This is a genomic window from Azospirillum endophyticum, from assembly GCF_016595245.1.
GTDB classification, from domain to species: domain Bacteria; phylum Pseudomonadota; class Alphaproteobacteria; order Azospirillales; family Azospirillaceae; genus Azospirillum; species Azospirillum endophyticum.
The window spans coordinates 38,341-56,106 of record NZ_JAENHM010000067.1; the positions used below are offsets into that span (position 1 = coordinate 38,341).

General features: G+C 67.1%; 13 protein-coding genes and 2 pseudogenes. 2 read left to right on the forward strand and 13 right to left on the reverse strand.

Annotation, left to right across the window (positions count from 1 at the left end; all coding sequences use genetic code 11):
• Positions 1-30: 30 nt before the first annotated feature.
• The 5 genes from JHL17_RS25010 to JHL17_RS25030 form a co-directional block, all read right to left on the reverse strand.
• Positions 31-1,680: an ABC transporter ATP-binding protein gene (locus JHL17_RS25010; protein ID WP_200197363.1), complete on the reverse strand. Its 1,650-nt coding sequence runs from the start codon at positions 1,678-1,680 to the stop codon at positions 31-33.
• Entirely contained in the window at positions 1,680-2,534 is an 855-nt protein-coding gene (locus JHL17_RS25015; protein WP_200197365.1) for an ABC transporter permease, read from the reverse strand. Before JHL17_RS25015 ends, JHL17_RS25010 begins: the two co-directional genes overlap by 1 nt.
• The gene (locus tag JHL17_RS25020) at positions 2,531-3,481 is read right to left on the reverse strand and encodes an ABC transporter permease (protein ID WP_200197367.1); all 951 of its coding nucleotides are present in this window, start codon (positions 3,479-3,481) and stop codon (positions 2,531-2,533) included. Before JHL17_RS25020 ends, JHL17_RS25015 begins: the two co-directional genes overlap by 4 nt.
• Before the next feature lie 106 nt (positions 3,482-3,587).
• Positions 3,588-5,192, reverse strand: coding sequence for an ABC transporter substrate-binding protein (locus JHL17_RS25025; RefSeq protein ID WP_200197369.1), 1,605 nt, complete (start codon positions 5,190-5,192; stop codon positions 3,588-3,590).
• A 26-nt stretch (positions 5,193-5,218) separates the two neighbouring features.
• Positions 5,219-7,282 (reverse strand): oxidoreductase, encoded by a 2,064-nt coding sequence (locus JHL17_RS25030; RefSeq protein ID WP_200197371.1) that lies wholly within the window; start codon positions 7,280-7,282, stop codon positions 5,219-5,221.
• A gap of 108 nt (positions 7,283-7,390) precedes the next feature.
• Here JHL17_RS25030 and JHL17_RS25035 point away from each other — a divergent pair, with 108 nt between their 5' ends.
• Together JHL17_RS25035 and JHL17_RS25040 are read left to right on the forward strand one after the other, a co-directional pair.
• Positions 7,391-8,311, forward strand: coding sequence for a LysR substrate-binding domain-containing protein (locus JHL17_RS25035; RefSeq protein ID WP_200197374.1), 921 nt, complete (start codon positions 7,391-7,393; stop codon positions 8,309-8,311).
• 44 nt (positions 8,312-8,355) lie between these two features.
• Positions 8,356-8,710: pseudogene (locus tag JHL17_RS25040) on the forward strand (winged helix-turn-helix domain-containing protein); the annotation flags it as partial.
• Here JHL17_RS25040 and JHL17_RS37280 read toward each other — a convergent pair.
• From JHL17_RS37280 to JHL17_RS25075, 8 genes and pseudogenes are all read right to left on the reverse strand, one after another.
• Positions 8,643-8,795, reverse strand: a pseudogene (locus JHL17_RS37280) (IS110 family transposase); the annotation flags it as partial. The pseudogenes JHL17_RS25040 and JHL17_RS37280 sit on opposite strands and share 68 nt — an antisense overlap.
• A 161-nt stretch (positions 8,796-8,956) precedes the next feature.
• The gene (locus JHL17_RS25045) at positions 8,957-10,606 is read right to left on the reverse strand and encodes an ABC transporter ATP-binding protein (protein WP_200197376.1); all 1,650 of its coding nucleotides are present in this window, start codon (positions 10,604-10,606) and stop codon (positions 8,957-8,959) included.
• Complete coding sequence (locus JHL17_RS25050; protein WP_200197378.1) at positions 10,606-11,496, reverse strand: ABC transporter permease; 891 nt, start codon at positions 11,494-11,496, stop codon at positions 10,606-10,608. The genes JHL17_RS25045 and JHL17_RS25050 overlap by 1 nt, the downstream gene beginning before the upstream one ends.
• Complete coding sequence (locus JHL17_RS25055) at positions 11,493-12,443, reverse strand: ABC transporter permease (protein ID WP_200197380.1); 951 nt, start codon at positions 12,441-12,443, stop codon at positions 11,493-11,495. Before JHL17_RS25055 ends, JHL17_RS25050 begins: the two co-directional genes overlap by 4 nt.
• Before the next feature lie 106 nt (positions 12,444-12,549).
• Positions 12,550-14,157, reverse strand: a complete 1,608-nt coding sequence (locus JHL17_RS25060) for an ABC transporter substrate-binding protein (protein ID WP_200197382.1) — start codon at positions 14,155-14,157, stop codon at positions 12,550-12,552.
• 66 nt (positions 14,158-14,223) lie between these two features.
• Complete coding sequence (locus JHL17_RS25065; protein WP_200197384.1) at positions 14,224-14,958, reverse strand: HAD-IA family hydrolase; 735 nt, start codon at positions 14,956-14,958, stop codon at positions 14,224-14,226.
• Between the two features lie 251 nt (positions 14,959-15,209).
• A complete protein-coding gene (locus JHL17_RS25070) occupies positions 15,210-16,586 on the reverse strand; it encodes an aspartate aminotransferase family protein (protein ID WP_200197386.1) in 1,377 nt (458 codons plus the stop codon).
• 13 nt (positions 16,587-16,599) lie between these two features.
• Positions 16,600-17,469 (reverse strand): GNAT family N-acetyltransferase, encoded by an 870-nt coding sequence (locus JHL17_RS25075; RefSeq protein WP_200197388.1) that lies wholly within the window; start codon positions 17,467-17,469, stop codon positions 16,600-16,602.
• Positions 17,470-17,766 lie beyond the last annotated feature (297 nt).

A 17,766-nucleotide genomic window follows, 5' to 3' on the forward strand; every position in this document is an offset into this window, starting at 1 on the left:
CGGCTTTGCGCCCTTGCGGGCGCGCGCCGCTCACGCCACCCGCATCCGGTCGGCGTCGATGTTCAGGGTGTCGAGCCAGGTCGGATCCAGCTTCGGCACCGACGAGAACAGCAGCTGCGAATAGGGGTGCTGCGGCTGCTGCCGGTCGGCGGGGACGATGGTCTCCACCGTCTGCCCGCGATACATCACGATGATCTCGTCGCAGATCGCCTCGATCACCGACAGGTCGTGGCTGATGAAGACGTAGGACAGGCCAAGTTCGCGCTGCAGTTCCTTCAGCAGGTCGATGATCGCCGCGGCGACGATGGTGTCGAGGGCCGAGGTGATCTCGTCGCACAGGATCAGTTTCGGTTCGGCAGCGAGCGCACGGGCGAAGTTCACCCGCTGCTTCTGGCCGCCCGACAATTCGGCCGGGCGGCGGTGGCGCAGGGCGCGAGGCAGGCGGACCATGTCCAGCAGGGCATCGACGCGGGCGTCCCGAGCCTTGCCGCGCAGGCCGTGATAGAAGGTCAGCGGACGGCCGAGGATGTCCTCGATGGACTTGGCCGGGTTGAGCGCGGTGTCGGCGTGCTGGAAGACGATCTGCAGGTCGCGGAGCTGGTCGCGGCTGCGCTGGCGGGCGCTGTGCCACAGCTCCTTGCCATTGAACTGGATGTCGCCCTTGCAGGCCGGCAGGATGCCGGCGATGGCACGCGCCAGCGTCGACTTCCCGCAGCCGGACTCGCCGATGATGCCGAGGTTGGTTCCCGGCTTCACCTGGAGGCTCACCCCCTTGACGGCGAGGACCAGCGGCTGCCCGTTCGACTGCGGCGGGCCGTAACCGGCGCTCAGCATGTTGATCTCCAGCAGCGGGGCGGTGCTGTTGGCGATGGGCAGGGTCGGACGGCCGCCGGTGTCGGGATGGAAGGCGTTCAGCAGCTCCCTGGTGTAGGGGTGGGTCGGGCGCGTCAGGATGTCGTGGACGCTGCCGGTCTCCTGCACCGCGCCGTTGCGCAGCACCATGATGCGGTCGGCGATCTGGGCGACCACCGCCAGATCGTGGGAGACATAGACGCAGGCGATCCGGCGCTTGGCGGTCACCGCCTTGAAGGCGCGCAAGACCTCCACCTGGGTGGTGACGTCCAGCGCCGTGGTCGGCTCGTCGAAGATCACCACCTTGGGATCGCCGATCAGCGCCATCGCCGCCGCCAGCCGCTGCAATTGCCCGCCCGACACCTGGTGCGGATAGCGGTCGCCGATACCGTCGGGATCGGGCAGGGACAGGGCGCGGAACAGGGCGACCGCCCGGCGGCGGGCCTCGTCCGGCGGCATCAGGCGATGGATCCGCGTCACCTCGATGACCTGCTCCATGATGGTCGAGGCCGGGTTGAAGGCGGCGGCGGCACTCTGCGGCACATAGGCCACGGTGGTGCCGCGCAGGGCGGCCCGCTCCTTCTCCGGCAGCGTCGCCATGTCATGGCCGTCGACCTTCACCGTTCCGCCGGAAATCCGGCAGCCCGGACGGGCGTGGCCCAGCAGGGTCATGGCCGCGGTGGTCTTGCCGGACCCGCTTTCGCCGATGAAGGCGACGGTCTCGCCGGCGGCGATGTCCAGGTCGATGCCCTTCAGGATCTGGATCCAGCGGCCGGAATCGGTGGTGGCCTCGACCGTCAGGCCGCGGATTTCGACGAGGTTCGTCATCAGGAGGCACTCCGGTCCCGGATCTTCTGCGGAAGATTGTCGATCAGCAGATTGACGCTGATGGTCAAGGTGGCGATGGCCAGCGACGGCATGATCACCGCCGGTGCCGCGAAGGGCAGGCCGCCGATGTTCTCGCGCACCAGCGCGCCCCAGTCGGCGTAGGGCGGCTGAACGCCCAACCCGAGGAAGGACAGCCCCGACAGCAGCAGGACGATGAAGACGAAGCGCAGGCCGAGGTCGGCCAGCACCGGGCCGATGATGTTGGGCAGGATCTCCGACGCGATCAGGTAGGGCAGCTTTTCCCCGCGGATGCGGGCGACCATGATGAAGTCCATCGTCTCGATGTTGACCGCCAGCGCCCGGCTGAAGCGGTAGGCACCGGGAACATAGATGAGCGCGAGGGTCAGGATCAGCACGGGAATGGACGACCCGACCGCCGCCACCACCATCAGGCCGAACAGTTTGCTGGGGATGGAGTTCAGGGCGTCGAGCAGGCGGCTGAGCACCATGTCCACCGGCCCGCGCAGCACCGCCGAGGCCATGCCCAGAACCACGCCGGTGAAGCAGGCGATGAAAACCGCGGCCAGGGAGATGCCGACGGTGTAGCGGGCGCCGAGGATGAGCCGGGAGAGCATGTCGCGGCCGAGATAATCCGACCCCAGCCACAGGCCGGGCCGCATCGGGCCGAAATAGTCGGCGTCGATCATCTCCCCCACCGAATGGGGGGTGATGTAGGGGGCGACCAGGGCGACCAGCGCCCAGAACAGGACGACGGAGAAGCTGGCCACGCCTACCGGATTGATGCGGTAGCCGGACCGCGCCGCGAGGGTGCCGGTGGAGGAATGTGTCTTCATCGGAGCCTCGGGTTCGATAGGATGGCGACGATGTCGGCGGTGGTGATCAGGATCAGATACCCGAAGCAGAAGATCATCGCGCAGGACTGGATCAGCGGCAGGTCGCGGGTGGACACCGCATCGACCATCAGCTTGGCGATGCCCGGATAGTTGAAGATCGTCTCGACGATGATGACGCCGCCCAGCAGGTAGGAGAGCGACAGCGCCACCGCGTTGGCGATGGGGCTCAGCGCGTTGGGCAGGGCGTGGCGCAGGACCAGGCGCGGGCGCGAGGCGCCTTTCAGCAGCGCCATCTCGACATAGGGGGTGTTCAGCGTCTCGATCACGGCGGCCCGGCTCATGCGGATCATCTGCGCCGCCACCACGAAGGTCAGGGTGACGACCGGCATGGCGTAGGCCCGCAGCAGCCCGGCGAAACTGTCGACCTGATAGGTGAAGGACAGGGCCGGGAGCCATTTCAGGTACACGGCGAACACCAGCACGGCGAGCGTCGCCACCACGAATTCCGGAACGGAGATGATGCCGATGGTGGCGACGGTGACGATGCGGTCGTACAGCGTGCGCCTCCACATGGCGGCGGTGATGCCCAGCGTCAGCGCCAAGGGGACCGACACCAGTGTGGTCAGACCTGCCAGCTTCAGGGTGTTGGCGAGCCGGCCGGAGATCAGGGTGGCCACCGGCACATGGTTGGCGTAGGAGGTGCCGAGATCGCCCCGGAACAGGCCGCCGATCCAGTAGACGAAGCGCAGCAGGGCCGGGTCGTCGAGATGCATGGCCGTGCGCAGGCCGGCGACGGCTTCCGGCGTCGCCGCCTGCCCCAGCAGGATGGTCGCCGTGTCGCCGGGCAGCAGGGTGGTGGCGAAGAACACGGCGAAGGACACGATCGTCAGCGTGACCAGTGCGATGAGCAGCCGACCAAGAATGAGGGACGGAACGCGTGATGTCATGCTTGGCCTCCGCAAGGTGAGGCGCCCCCGGAGGGGCCGCCCGAATGGGCCGCGGCGGGCCGGAACGGCCGGCCGCGCGGCCGTCCCGTCCCGCCCATCCACCGTATCAGGCGGCCAGCCAGACATGCTCGGCGAATGCATAGCCTTCCAGATTGCCAAGTGGACTTTTCCGCATGCCCTTCACCTTCTGAGAAAGGGCGTCGACGTTGGAGATATAGGCGGGGATGATCGTTCCGGCCTCGGTTGCGATCATGCCCTGCATCTCGGCATAGATCTGCTTTCGGCGCGCGTTGTCCAGGCTGCCGCGTGCCTCGACCAGCAGCCGGTCGAAGCGCTCCGACCGGTAATGGCTTTCGTTCCAGGGCGCGTCCGAGGCGTAGAGCAGCGAGAACAGGATGTCCGGCGTCGGACGAGGATTGATATTGCCGAAATGCACTGGTGCCTTCAGCCAGTAATTTGCCCAATAGCCGTCTGAGGGCACGCGGTTGATCTGGAAATTCATGCCGATCCCGGCGCCGGCCTGCTGCACGATCGTCGCCATGTCGATCGATCCGACTGCGGCATCCGACGCGACGATTGGGATTGCCTGCCCCAACATTCCTGCTTTGTTGAACAGCGCCTTGGCCTTTTCGGGATCATAGGCGGGAGCGGCCAGTTCCGCGTTGAAATAGGGGCTGGACGGTGGAACGGGCTGATCGTTCCCCGGCTCGCAGATGCCCCGCAGGACGGTTTTCTGGATCTGCGTGCGATTGACCAGATGGCGCATGCCGGCGACGAAGTCGGCACGGTCACCCGGCGCCATATCCAGCCGCATGTTCAGGTTTGTGTAGTTCCCGGCGATGCTGCGTTCCAGGACCACACCCGGCTGGCTCTCCAGCAGGCGGAGCTGCGCGGGCTTCATGTTCGCGGCGATATGAACGTCGCCGCTCAGAAGCGCATTGGCGCGGGCGCTGTCATCCGCGACCGCGAAGAACTCGAAGCTGTTCAGTGGCGCCGGCGTCTTGAAGTAATCCTCGTTGCGCGACATGACCGACCGGGCGCCCGGCTCGAAGCGGTCCAGCCGGAACGCGCCGGTGCCGACGCCTTTGGAGAAGTCGGTGGTGCCCTCGGCCACGATCATGAAGTGATGCATGGCAAGGATCGTCGGCAGATCGGCATTGGGCGCGGTCAGCGTGATCTGGACGGTCGCGGGATCGAGCGCCCTGATATCCGTCATCTGCTTGGCGATTGCCGCGACCTTCGAGGCCACCTGCGGATCGAGATGCCGCCGCAGGGAGAACGTCACATCGTTGGCGGTCAGCGTCTTGCCGTTGTGGAAGGTCACGCCCCGCTTGAGCTTGATTGTCCAGACCTTGGCGTCGGGGGTCTCGATGCCGTCGGCCAGTTCCATCTGCACGGCACCCGCCTGGTCCAGCACCGTCAGGCGGCTATAGAGCGAACAGCAGCGGACGTAATCGGTCGAAAGCGACGCTTTGGCCGGGTCCAGCGTGTCGGCGGTCGACGCCGACCAGCCCGCCGCTACTAGGTGACCGCCCTTGACCGGGGTATCGGCCAGCGCGGCGGCCGCCCGGCCAAGAATGGCGCCGCCCGCGGCAAGTCCGATTCCGCCCGCCATGACCATCTGCAACAGCTCGCGACGGTTCGCGCCGCGGCGCATGGCGTCTTCGACCTGTCGATCGTCGCGAGGGGTCCAGTTCGTGGTCGTCGTCATTCTCACGGCTCCCTGTTCTGTCGTGGTTAAAGCTGGCTGCACAGGCGGTAGGCATCGAAGATCGAGGCATGCAGATCGCGGCTGGCCACCGCATCGCCGATGCGGTGCAGGGCGAAACGGCCCGGCTGCAAATCCTGGGGCCGGCCGGCCAGAAGCCGGTCGATGTCGGTGATCCCATTGTTCAGGGACAAGGCGCGCAAGTCGTTGAACACCCCGTCCATCGGCAGCGTCCCGTGTTCGACGACGACCTGGGCGGTGACGATCACGCGCTCCTCGTCCGTCATTTCGTTGCGCAGGATGGCGGCCAAGCGGTTTCCCTCGCGGCGCACCCGGATCAGGCGGTGATCGACCAGGGGCGTAACACCCTGCTGGTACAGCCTTTTGCGGAAGCTGGAGGTGTCCTGGTACGGCATCTCGACCGCCGCCGCGGCATCGGGCGTGACGAAGGTGACCGTCTTTCCCGCGGCCGCCAGCTTGAGCGCACAGGACGGCGCCGCCTGCCGGCCGGTACCGTCATAGACCAGCACGTCATCCTGTGCCGGCACGTGGCCGGACAGCATGTCCCAGACACTGGTGCACTGTTCGCCGCCGTCCAGCCAGTCGAGGTCGGGCACGCCACCGGTGGCGACGATGACGATGTCCGGGTTTTCGGCGGCGATGTCGGCGGCTTCGGCATACATGTTCAGGCGAATGTCCACCGCCAGCCGCTCGAGCTCGCCCCGGCGCCATTCGGTGATGCCCAGAAGATCCTGCCGCCCCTCGGCGCCGGCGGCGATGAGAACCTGCCCGCCCAGCCGGCTTCCCGCCTCGAACAGGGTGACGCGATGGCCGCGCTCGGCCAGCACGCGGGCGGCCTCCATCCCGGCAGGACCGCCGCCGACCACCACCGCGCGGCGCGGCGTATCGGCGGGCGTGATCTCGTGGCTCAGCATGGTTTCGCGGGTGGTGGCAGGGTTATGGATGCAATGCGCCTTGCGATACAGGCAATAGGACGCCCCGACGCAGGGGCGGATGCGATCTTCCTCGCCGCGTTGGATCTTGGCGACCAGATGCGGGTCGGCGATGTGCGCCCGCGTCATGCCGACCAGATCGGCGATGCCTTCGCGCAGGACATGCCGCGCCGTCGCGACGTCCCGGATGCCGGTGGCATGCATGACCGGCAGCCCGACCTCGGCCCGGAAGCGCCGCACCTCGCTGAGGAACGGAGCGCTGCGCTGGAACATGCCGGGCATGTTGTGTTCCGTCAGCAGCAGATCGCTGTCCATCCGGCCATAGATGCAGTTGAAGAAATCGATATGGCCTTCCCGCTGCAGCATGTGGGCGATTTCAAGGCTTTCATCCATATGCAGCCCGTCCTCGCCCCCCTCGTCGATGACGTAGCGGATGCCGATGACGAAGTCCGGGCCGACGGCCTCGCGCATCGCCTCATGCACCATCAGCACGAAGCGAGCCCGGTTCGCGGTTGAGCCGCCGAAGCCGTCGGTGCGCAGGTTGGTGCGGGGCGACAGGAACTGGCCCAGCAGATGCCCGCCGGTCAGCGTTTCCACCCCGTCGAGTCCCGCCTGCCGGCAACGCCTTGCGGCGGCGGCGTAGTCGGCGACGACACGGTCGATGTCGGCGCGGTCCATTTCCTTGGGAAAGCTGCGGGTCCGCGTTTCGCGCACCCGCGACGGCGCGATTGCCGGCAGCCAGCCGCTGCCCAGCGCGGTCGCCCGCCGCCCCAGATGCGACACCTGGCACATGATGGCGGTGCCATGGTCGTGGATGCGGCGTGCCATCGCCTCCAGATGCGGCAGGATGGCGTCGCCCGACAGGTTGAGCTGCCCGCCGCCCCAGCTCGAATCGCGCGAGGTCATGGCGGAGCCGCCGATCATCGTCAGGGCGATGCCGCCCTTCGCTTTTTCTTCATGGTAGCGCTGGTAACGCTCGGTCGGCATGCCGCCTTCGTCCAGCATCGAGGCATGGCTGGTGCTGACGATGCGGTTGCGCAGCAGAAGCCCGCCCAGCCGGAACGGTGAAAGCAGCGGATCGGAGGACTGCGAGCTGGTCTGGGAATTGGGCTGGGCTGCGATATGCGCCGCGATCTGCATGGCTGGAAGGTCTCCTTGATGTGCCCAGGCGGACATGGGTCAAGGATGTGCCTGTGGAGCGCAGGCCAGGAAGCTTGATAAAACGTGCAAGGGGTATACCCTGAGCGTATGGCCCTGCGCAGCATCGCCCCCCTTGCCCGAACCCTGTTCATCTTCGAGGCGGCTGCCCGGACGGGCAGCTTTTCGGCGGCAGCGCGGGAATTCAACGTCACCCAACCGTCCGTCAGCCGCAGCATCGCGCAGCTCGAGGATCGGCTGGGCTTGCGGCTGTTCCAGCGCACCCCCACCGGCATTGTCCTGACCGCCGAGGGCGATGAGATTTTCCGCACCCTGCGCGACAGTCTCGCGGCGATCGACCGCACGGTCGATACCGTGCGTCAACGCGCGGCAAGAACACGGGTCATCCTGTCCTTCTCCAGTTCCTTCGCCACACATTGGCTGGTGCCTCGGCTACGTGCCTTCAAGGGGGCATTCCCGACCGTCGAACTGCGTCTGGATTTGGTGCAGGGAATGCTGGGCCAGCCCCCGTCCGACGTGGACATCGCCACCCGCGTCGTCGAGGCCGACGACCCGCGTTATCACGTCTGGCCCTTTGCGCCGGAGATCATCATGCCGGTTTGCAGCCCCGCCTATCTGGCGGAGCGCGGCCCCTTGGATGCCGATCCGCAACGCCATGTCTTCCTGAACCTGAACGACGAGCACAAGGCGCATTGGAACCGGCTTCTGAACCCAAGCGGGCGCCTGGAGGGCATCGGAACCTGGGATGTGTTCTCAGACTATTCGGTCGCATTGCAGGCGGCGCAGAATGGCGAAGGGATCGCGCTCGGCTGGGTCAGCGTCGTATCGCGCGCGCTTTGCGAAGGGCATCTGGTTCGCGCCGGCGCAGGCGAAATACGCACCGGGCGCTGGCATTCGCTCATCTCGCCGAAAGCCCGTCCGCTGCAGCCCGTTGTGCCGGCGATCTGCGACTGGCTGATCGCGGTGATGCGCGACGATCTGGAGCGCCTCGACGGTGTCCGGCCCGTGTAACCGTCGAGTGATGAGACGATGCGCACCGCCGCCGCTCTCTCTCCGTCGAGTATCGGCTGTCCCACATCCAAGACTTGGCCAGGCGCCACTTCGGTGCCGACTACAGCCGCTGCGGCATGAACAACCTGCTCCAGCAGAGGGGGCTGTCCTGGCGGACCCCGCGCCCGATCCACCCCAAGACCGATCCCGCCGCCCGGGAGGCATTTAAAAAACTTCCCCGACCAACTCGCCGGCATCGCCAAGCGCCACCCCGGCAAGCGGCTGGAGGTCTGGTTCCAGGATGAGGCCTGGGTCGGCCAGAAGGGGACCCTGACCCGGGCTGTGGGCGTCGCGCGCCAATGCCGATCAGGCAGGGCGGTAGCTCTCGGAAAAAGCTGTCCACGGCATCGCGCCGGAGTTGACGGCGGACAACCACTCGACCGGTCTCATCAACCCCATGAACCTGAAAGACCTGCTTGGCAAGATCCAGACCGACGCTGACAATGCTCGTGGACGACCGTCCCCGACGTGGCGTTCGACACAGACCACTTCCTGGCCAGTTCAGGCCGGTGGGTAGCGGTCGTCCATACCATCCACCAAATCAGGCTCCTGGAAACCTCGGGCAGTTCATTGGCAGGCTGGAGGGTGGAGTGGAGGGCCGACGGTTCACGCCACTCGCATCCGGTCGGCGTCGATGTTCAGGGTGTCGAGCCAGGTCGGATCCAGCTTCGGCACCGATGAGAACAGCAGCTGCGAATAGGGGTGCTGCGGCGGCTGCCGGTCGGCGGGGATGATGGTCTCCACAGTCTGCCCGCGATACATCACGACGATCTCGTCGCAGATCGCCTCGATCACCGACAGGTCGTGGCTGATGAAGACATAGGACAGGCCAAGTTCGCGTTGCAGTTCCTTCAGCAGGTCGATGACCGCCGCCGCAACCACGGTGTCGAGGGCCGAGGTGATCTCGTCGCACAGGATCAGCTTCGGCTCGGCGGCGAGCGCACGGGCGAAGTTCACCCGCTGCTTCTGGCCGCCCGACAATTCGGCCGGGCGGCGGTGGCGCAGGGCGCGGGGCAGGCGGACCATGTCCAGCAGCGCATCGACCCGCGCATCGCGGGCCTTGCCGCGCAGGCCGTGATAGAAGGTCAGCGGACGGCCGAGGATGTCCTCGATGGACTTGGCCGGGTTGAGCGCGGTGTCGGCGTGCTGGAAGACGATCTGGAGGTCGCGGAGCTGGTCGTGGCTGCGCTGGCGGGCGCTGTGCCACAGCTCCTTGCCGTTGAACTGGATGTCGCCCTTGCAGGCCGGCAGGATCCCGGCGATGGCGCGCGCCAAGGTCGATTTCCCGCAGCCGGACTCCCCGATGATGCCGAGGTTGGTGCCCCGCTTCACCTGCAGGCTCACCCCCTTGACGGCGAGGACCAGCGGCTGCCCGTTCGACTGCGGCGGGCCGTAGCCGGCGCTCAGCGTGTTGATCTCCAGCAGGGGAGCGGCGCTGTCGGCGACTGGCAGCGCCTCGCGCCCGCCGGTGTCGGGGTGGAAGGCGTGCAGCAATTCCTGTGTGTAGGGGTGGGCCGGGCGCGTCAGGATGTCGTGGACGCTGCCGGTTTCCTGCACCGCGCCGTTGCGCAGCACCATGATGCGGTCGGCGATCTGCGCGACCACCGCCAGATCGTGGGAGACATAGACGCAGGCGATCCGGTGCTGGGCGGTCACCGCCTTGAAGGCACGCAGGACCTCGACCTGGGTGGTGACGTCCAGCGCCGTCGTCGGCTCGTCGAAGATCACCACCTTGGGATCGCCGATCAGCGCCATCGCCGCCGCCAGCCGTTGCAGCTGGCCGCCCGACACCTGGTGCGGATAGCGGTCGCCGATACCGTCGGGATCGGGCAGGGACAGGGCACGGAACAGGGCGACCGCCCGGCGGCGGGCCTCGTCCGGCGGCATCAGGCGGTGGATCCGCGTCACCTCGATGACTTGATCCATGATGGTCGAGGCCGGGTTGAAGGCGGCGGCCGCGCTCTGCGGCACATAGGCCACGGTGGTGCCGCGCAGGGCGGCCCGCTCCTTCTCCGGCAGCGTCGCCATGTCATGGCCGTCGACCTTCACCGTGCCGCCGGAAATCCGGCATCCCGGACGGGCGTGGCCCAGCAGGGTCATGGCCGCGGTGGTCTTGCCGGACCCGCTTTCGCCGATGAAGGCGACGGTCTCGCCGGCGGCGATATCCAGGTCGATGCCTTTCAGGATCTGGATTTTGCGGCCCGAATCGGTGGTGGCTTCGACCGTCAGAGCGCGGATTTCGACAAGGTTCGTCATCAGGAAGCACTCCGGTCCCGGATCTTCTGCGGAAGATTGTCGATCAGCAGATTGACGCTGATGGTCAGGGTGGCGATGGCCAGCGACGGCACGATCACCGCCGGTGCCGCGAAGGGCAGGCCGCCGATGTTCTCGCGCACCAGCGCACCCCAGTCGGCATAGGGCGGCTGGACGCCCAGCCCCAGGAAGGACAGGCCCGACAGCAGCAGGACGATGAAGACGAAGCGCAGGCCGAGGTCGGCCAGCACCGGGCCGATGATGTTGGGCAGGATCTCCGATGCGATCAGGTAGGGCAGCCTTTCGCCCCGGATGCGGGCGACCATGATGAAATCCATCGTGTCGATGTTGATCGCCAGCGCCCGGCTGAAGCGGTAGGCGCCGGGGACATAGATGACCGACAGGGTCAGGATCAGCACGGGGATGGACGAGCCCACCGCCGCGACCACCATCAGGCCGAACAGCTTGCTGGGGATGGAGTTCATGGCGTCGAGGATGCGGCTGACCACCATGTCCACCGGCCCGCGCAGCACCGCCGAGGTCATGCCCAGCACCACGCCGGTGAAGCAGGCGATGGACACCGCGGCCAGGGAGATGCCGACGGTGTAGCGGGCGCCGTAGATGATGCGGGACAGCATGTCGCGGCCGAGATAATCCGACCCCAGCCACAGGCCGGGCCGCATCGGGCCGAAATAGTCGAGGTCGATCATCTCGCCCACCGAATGGGGCGTGATGTAGGGGGCGAACAGGGCGACCAGCGCCCAGAACAGGACGACGGAGAAGGCGGCGAGGCCGACCAGGTTGATCCGGTAGCCCGACCATGCCGTCAGCGAGCCGGTGGAAGCCCTGGAGCCGGTTGAGGCCCTCGGTTCAGTGGAAGAATGTGTCTTCATCGGAGCCTCGGGTTCGACAGGATGGCGACGATGTCGGCGGTGGTGATCAGGATCAGATACCCGAAGCAGAAGATCATCGCGCAGGACTGGATCAGCGGCAAATCACGGGTGGACACCGCATCGACCATCAGCTTGGCGATCCCCGGATAGTTGAAGATCGTCTCGACGATGATCACGCCGCCCAGCAGGTAGGAGAGCGACAGCGCCACCGCGTTGGAGATGGGCCCCAGCGCGTTGGGCAGGGCGTGGCGCAGGACCATGCGGGGGCGCGACGCCCCTTTCAGCAGCGCCATCTCGACATAGGGGGTGTTCAGCGTTTCGATCACGGCGGCTCTGGTCATGCGGATCATCTGCGCCGACACCCCGAAGGTCAGGGTGATGACCGGCATGGCGTAGGCCCGCAGCAGGCCGGAGAAACTGTCGACATTGTAGGTGAAGGACAGGGCCGGCAGCCATTTCAGGTAGACGGCGAACACCAGAACGGCCAGGGTCGCCAGCACGAATTCCGGCACCGAGATGACGCCGATGGTGGCGATGGTGACGATGCGGTCATAGAGCGTGCGCCGCCACATGGCGGCGGTGATGCCCAGCGTCAGCGCCAGCGGAACCGACACCAGGGTGGTCAGCCCGGCCAGCTTCAGGGTGTTGGCGAGCCGGCCGGAGATCAGCGTGGCCACCGGCATATGGTTGGCGTAGGAGGTGCCGAGATCGCCCCGGAACAGGCCGCCGATCCAGTAGACGAAGCGCAGCAGGGCCGGGTCGTCCAGATGCATGGCCGTGCGCAGCCCGGCGATGGCTTCCGGCGTCGCCGCCTGCCCCAGCAGGATGGTCGCCGTGTCGCCGGGCAGCAGGGTGGTGGCGAAGAACACGGCGAAGGACACGATCGTCAGCGTGACCAGTGCGATGAGCAGCCGACCAAGGATGAGGGACGGAACGCGTGATGTCATGCTTGGCCTCCGCAAGGCGAGGCGCCCCCGGAGGGGTTGCCCGAATGGGCCGCGACGGGCCGGAACGGCCGGCCCCGCGGCCGTCCCGTTCCGCCCGCCCACTGTATCAGGCGGCCAGCCAGACATACTCGGCGAAAGCGTAGCCCATCATGCCGCCCAGCGGGCTGGGGGCGAGGCCCTTCAGCTTGTCGTTGATGGCGTCGATGTTGGAGATGTAGGCGGGGATGATGGTGCCGGCCTCTTCGGCGATCATCACCTGCATCTCGTTGTAGATCTCCTTGCGTTTGGCCTGGTCGAGCAGGCCGCGCGCTTCGATCATCATCTTGTCGAATTTCTCGGATTTGTACTTGCTCTCGTTCCACGGCGCTTCGGAGGCGTAGAGCAGGGAGAACAGGATGTCCGGCGTCGGGCGCGGGTTGATGTTGCCGAAATGGATCGGCGACTTCAGCCAGTAGTTGCTCCAATAGCCGTCGGACGGCACGCGCTGGACGTCGAGCTTCATGCCGATCTCGGCGGCGGAGGCCTGGATCACCATCGCCATGTCGATGGCCGACGATGCGGCATCCGACGTGATCACCGGGATCGACTGACCCAGGACGCCGGCCTTCTTGAACAGCGCCTTCGCCTTTTCCGGGTCGAACGCCTTCGGCTTCAGGGCGGCGTTGTGGTAGGCGTTCACGGGCGAGACCGGCTGGTCGTTGCCCACCTCGCCGAAGCCGCGCAGGGCCGATTTGACGATCTGCTCGCGGTTGACGATGTACTTCATCCCATCGACGAAGTCCTTGCGGCTGCCGGGCTCCATATCCAGGCGGATGTTCAGGTCGGTGTAATTGCCGGACGTCGTCTTCGACAGGGCGAAGCCCTTCTGTCCGTCCACCAGACGGGTGGAGCGCGGGTTGATCGACGCGGCGAGATGGATGTCGCCGGACAGCAGCGCGTTGACGCGGGCATTGTCGTCGCTGATCGCGAAGAACTCGAAGGAGTCGACGTTCGGCCCGCCCTTCCAGTAATTCTGGTTGCGCAGGCCGATGGAGCGCACGCCGGGCTCGAAGCTCTTGCAGGTGAAGGCGCCGGTGCCGTTGCCCTTGGAGAAGTCGGTGGTGCCGTCGGCCACGATCATGAAATGGTGGGTGGCCAGGATCGTCGGCAGATCGGCGTTGGCGCTGGCCAGCGTGATCTCGACGGTGGTCTTGTCGACCGCCTTGAACTCCGTCATCTGCGCGGCGATCTTCGCGACCTTGGAACCGACGGCGGGATCGAGGTGGCGCTTCAGCGAATACACCACGTCGTCGGCGGTCAGCGACTTGCCGTCGTGGAAGGTGACGCCCTTGCGCAGCTTGACCGTCCAGGTCTTGGCATCGCCCGATTCCACGCTCTCCGCCAGCTCCATCTGCGGAACGCCGTTCTGGTCCAGCGTGGTCAGGCGGTTGTAGAAGGCAGAGCACCGGACATAGTCGGTGGACAGCGACGCCTTGGCGGGATCCAGCGTGTCGGCGGTCGAGGACGACCAGCCGGCAGCCTTCAGCGCGCCGCCCTTCACCGGCGTGGCGGCCAGCGCCATGCCGGCGCGGCCCAGAACGAGGTCGGCGGCGGCCAGCGACACCCCGCCGGCCAGCAGCATCTTCATCAGGTCGCGGCGCGTGGCCCCGCGCCGGATGGCGCTTTCGACCATGCTGTCGTCAGTCCGGGTCCAGCTTTCAGGCGTCTTGGTCATGTCTGCCTCACTCTGTTCAGGATTGTTCGTTCGTTTCTTTATTCAGCGCGCTCCGGTTTGGCCCGGTTACGCGGAAGCCGTCTTCGGCTCTGCGGCCGCTGCTTCGACGGCATCGGCTAGTTCCGCCATCGAGCGGAAATGGAAATCCGGTTCGGTGAACTCGGCGGGCTCGATGGTGCCGCCATAGCCCTTCTGGGCGTGCCGCCGCTGGATCCAGCAGTTGGTCATGCCGAGGCGGCGGGACACGCCGATGTCGTGATACTGGCTCTGCGCGACGTGCAGGATGTCGTCCTTGCTGCCGCCGTCGCGCTCGACGAATTCGAACACCTGTTGGAAGAAGGCGGGGTTGGGCTTTTCGACGCCGGTGTCGTCGGTGGTGAAGCCGGCGAAGAACGGATCGCCCAGCTCGCGGGAGAAATGGGTGAAGGCCCAGCGCCGCGCGTTGGTCATCGCGATCAGCTTGTAGCGCTTGGCCAGACGCGCCATGGCCTCCCGGCTGTCGGGGAAGCCGGCCCAGGCCGCCGCGGAATCCCGCAGGCGTTCGCCGTACTGCGTGCCGGCGGGCAGCCCCAGCCTGGGCGCGATCACCGAATAGACGCGCGCCAGATCGTCGGGGAACAGGTCGGCATCGTCGGCATAGCGCGCCTCGCGGTAGAGGGTCAGCGCCGCCTCGCCGTCCACCGTGGTGCCGGCCTCCGCCGCGATTGCGGCGAGGCAGTCTTTGATGCCGGATTCGAAGTCGATCAGGGTGCCGACGACGTCGAAGGTCAGATACTTGAAGTTCAGCAGGCTCTTGGTCAACGCACCATCTCCTCATCAAGGACCGCAGGGGAACCGTTCCGGTCCGGCGGGGCGTTTCAGGTCCGGCGGCAACCTCCGCCGGGATGTCTTTGGAGCTGGTCCCTCTTGAACTGGCCTGGAGATTCGGTCTTCTTCCCCTCCAGTGTGGTCCAAGGGGTGGGTGAGGGTCTCCGAATCTTCGGTGCTGGACGGCAGAAAATGCTGGATACGGAGGTATCCGCGGTTTTTTCCACGGACACCTCCTTTTTCGTCTAGCGCATCGCCCGGCGGACGTCGGGATCGTCCAGGGTCTGGTCGAGCGTCTGTGCCGTCCGCTCCAGGATCGCGTCGATGTCGTCGTCGGTGCAGCAGAGCGGCGGGGCATAGCCAAGCACGCCGTTGGCGAAGGCGCGGATCACCAGACCGTTGGACCAGGCCCGGTCGAAAATCCGGCGCGACGGTTCGGCGGCGGCGGGCAGGGGGGTTTTGCGCTCCTTGGCCACCACCAGTTCGATGGCGGCCAGCATGCCGCGCCCGCGCACGTCGCCGACCAGCGGGTGGTCGCGCAGAGCGTGCAGCCCGGCCATCAGCCGCGCCCCGGCCCTGGCGCCGTTGGCGAGCAGGCTGTCCTCGTACAGGCGCAAGGCAGCCAGCCCCACCGCGGCGCTGACGGGGTGGGCGGAGTAGGTATAGCCATGGCCGACCGCGCTGCTGCCGGCGGCGTCCGCGATGGTATCGTACACCGCGTCCGACAGGAAAACCGCGCCCATCGGCACATAGCCGGAGGTCAGGCCCTTCGCCGTGGTCATCATGTCGGGGACCACGCCGTCGTCGGTGCAGGCGAACAGCGGGCCGGTGCGGCCGAAGCCGGTGATGACCTCGTCGGCGACGAACAGGATGCCCAGGCTGCGGCAGCGGTCGCACATCGCCTTCATCCAGCCGTCGGGCGGCACCAGCACGCCGCCCGACCCCTGGATCGGTTCGGCATAGAAGGCGGCGACTCGTTCCGGTCCGCCGATTTCGGCGATCTTCGCGTCGAGGGCGGCGAGCGAGGCGGCGATGATCGCATCGGCATCGTCGCCCACCGGGTTGCGGTAGGCGTAGTGCGACGGAATCTTGTGCTGCCAGTCGAAGGGCACACCGAAGCCGGCATGGAAGGCGGGCAGCGCGGTCAGCCCCGACCCGACGGTGGAGGAGCCGTGATAGCCCTGCTCGATGGAGATGAACTGGTCGCGCTGCGGCTGGCCCTTGGCCAGCCAGTAGTAACGGATGAAGCGGATGGTGCTGTCCACCGCATCCGACCCGCCCAGCGTGAAATAGACATGGTTCAGGTCGCCGGGCGCCCGTTCGGCGAGTGCCGCGGCCAGCCGGATTGCCGGTTCGCTGCCAAGCCCGAAATAGCCGGTGGCGTAGGGCAGTTCCTGCATCTGGCGGGTGGCGGCGTCGACGAGGCTCTGCTGTCCATAGCCGGCGTTGACGCACCACAGGCCGGCGAAGCCGTCGACCAGCTGGCGGCCGGCGGCGTCGGTGACCGTCGCCCCGGCGCCGGAGGCGATCACCCGCACCCCGGCCTTCTCATGGCCGCGATATGACGCGACGGGATGGACCAGATGGGCACGGTCGAGTTCGATCAGGGAATTGCTGAGCATGGTCCTCTCCGGATCAGCCGAGTGCCTGGCTGGCGAGCGCGAAAGTCGATACGGGAACGGGCGAAGCGGCTGCCGCCGCCGGCGCGGAGCGGCGCATGGCGATGCCGCCGCCGACAGGACGCAGACCGCAATCGGCCAGCCACGGAGCGAGGCCGGTGTCGGCGGTGGTGTCCACCCGCAGGAATTTTCCCGGATGCGCGGCGACGAGCGGGCCGATCAGGGCCTTGGCTCCGTCCGCGTCGGGGGCGACCACCGGGCCGACGACCTGCCCGCGACCGAAGTCGCGCAGGGCGGCGAAGCCGACGGGGGCGCCGTTCCGGCGCAGCAGCGTGAAGGACCCCGGCCCGGCGATGCGCTCCAGCAGCAGACGGCGGTCGGCGCCGAAGGCCTCCCGGTCCAGCGCGACGATGGCCGCAAGCTCACCTGTGCCGGCCGCGGCGACCTCCTCCGCCTCCACCGGCGGAACCGGACCGGCTTCCCCCTGGTGCTGCAGGACGGTGCCGACCTCGCGGAAGCCCAGCTTTTCGTAGAGCGGCAGCCCGTCGCTGGTGGCGACGAGGCGCAGGGGGCGGCCGTCCGCCAGCGCCATCGCCTCGTCCATCAGGCGGCGGCCGAGGCCCTGCCCGCGCCAGCCCTCGTCGACGATGACCATGTTGATGGTGGCGGCATCCTCGCCATAGGGCGTCGTCATCACGGTGCCGACCAGCCGGCCCGATCCGGCATCCACGGCGACCAGCCCCCGGCTCAGCGAAAGGATCAGCGACCAGTCTTCCAGCCGGTGCGGCCATTGCGCCTGCCGCGACAGGGCGAGCGCATCGTCGAGATGCTTCGGCTCGAAAGCCGCCCAGTCGATCGCTCTCTTGGGAACCGTATTCTTATTCATGGGCAGTCCTTTCACCCTCTGCCTCCAAGAGTGTGCGCAGTGCCCCCGGACGTTTGTCTGAAGGCGGCACCCGCCGCGACATCTTTCACCTTTGCTCCGGCAGCCCGCCGCATCTTATGCCGCGGCGATGGCGACCGAACCCGCGGATGGGGCTTCCGCCCCCGTTCCGGGCGTCCTGGCGCCGCTTCCCTCCCAACCAAATGCTGAGTGCCGAGACGGAAACGGAACTTTGTGCTTTCGCGCCGGGCATTTCGGTCAGGCCCGGCTTCGCGGCGACGCTAGGATCGTAGGGCAGGG

Coding starts and splice junctions, on each gene's coding strand:
- JHL17_RS25010 (WP_200197363.1), bottom strand. CDS start 1,680: ATGACGAACCTCGTCGAAATCCGCGGCCTGACGGTCGAGGCCACCACC.
- JHL17_RS25015 (WP_200197365.1), bottom strand. CDS start 2,534: ATGAAGACACATTCCTCCACCGGCACCCTCGCGGCGCGGTCCGGCTAC.
- JHL17_RS25020 (WP_200197367.1), bottom strand. CDS start 3,481: ATGACATCACGCGTTCCGTCCCTCATTCTTGGTCGGCTGCTCATCGCA.
- JHL17_RS25025 (WP_200197369.1), bottom strand. CDS start 5,192: ATGACGACGACCACGAACTGGACCCCTCGCGACGATCGACAGGTCGAA.
- JHL17_RS25030 (WP_200197371.1), bottom strand. CDS start 7,282: ATGCAGATCGCGGCGCATATCGCAGCCCAGCCCAATTCCCAGACCAGC.
- JHL17_RS25035 (WP_200197374.1), top strand. CDS start 7,391: ATGGCCCTGCGCAGCATCGCCCCCCTTGCCCGAACCCTGTTCATCTTC.
- JHL17_RS25045 (WP_200197376.1), bottom strand. CDS start 10,606: ATGACGAACCTTGTCGAAATCCGCGCTCTGACGGTCGAAGCCACCACC.
- JHL17_RS25050 (WP_200197378.1), bottom strand. CDS start 11,496: ATGAAGACACATTCTTCCACTGAACCGAGGGCCTCAACCGGCTCCAGG.
- JHL17_RS25055 (WP_200197380.1), bottom strand. CDS start 12,443: ATGACATCACGCGTTCCGTCCCTCATCCTTGGTCGGCTGCTCATCGCA.
- JHL17_RS25060 (WP_200197382.1), bottom strand. CDS start 14,157: ATGACCAAGACGCCTGAAAGCTGGACCCGGACTGACGACAGCATGGTC.
- JHL17_RS25070 (WP_200197386.1), bottom strand. CDS start 16,586: ATGCTCAGCAATTCCCTGATCGAACTCGACCGTGCCCATCTGGTCCAT.
- JHL17_RS25075 (WP_200197388.1), bottom strand. CDS start 17,469: ATGAATAAGAATACGGTTCCCAAGAGAGCGATCGACTGGGCGGCTTTC.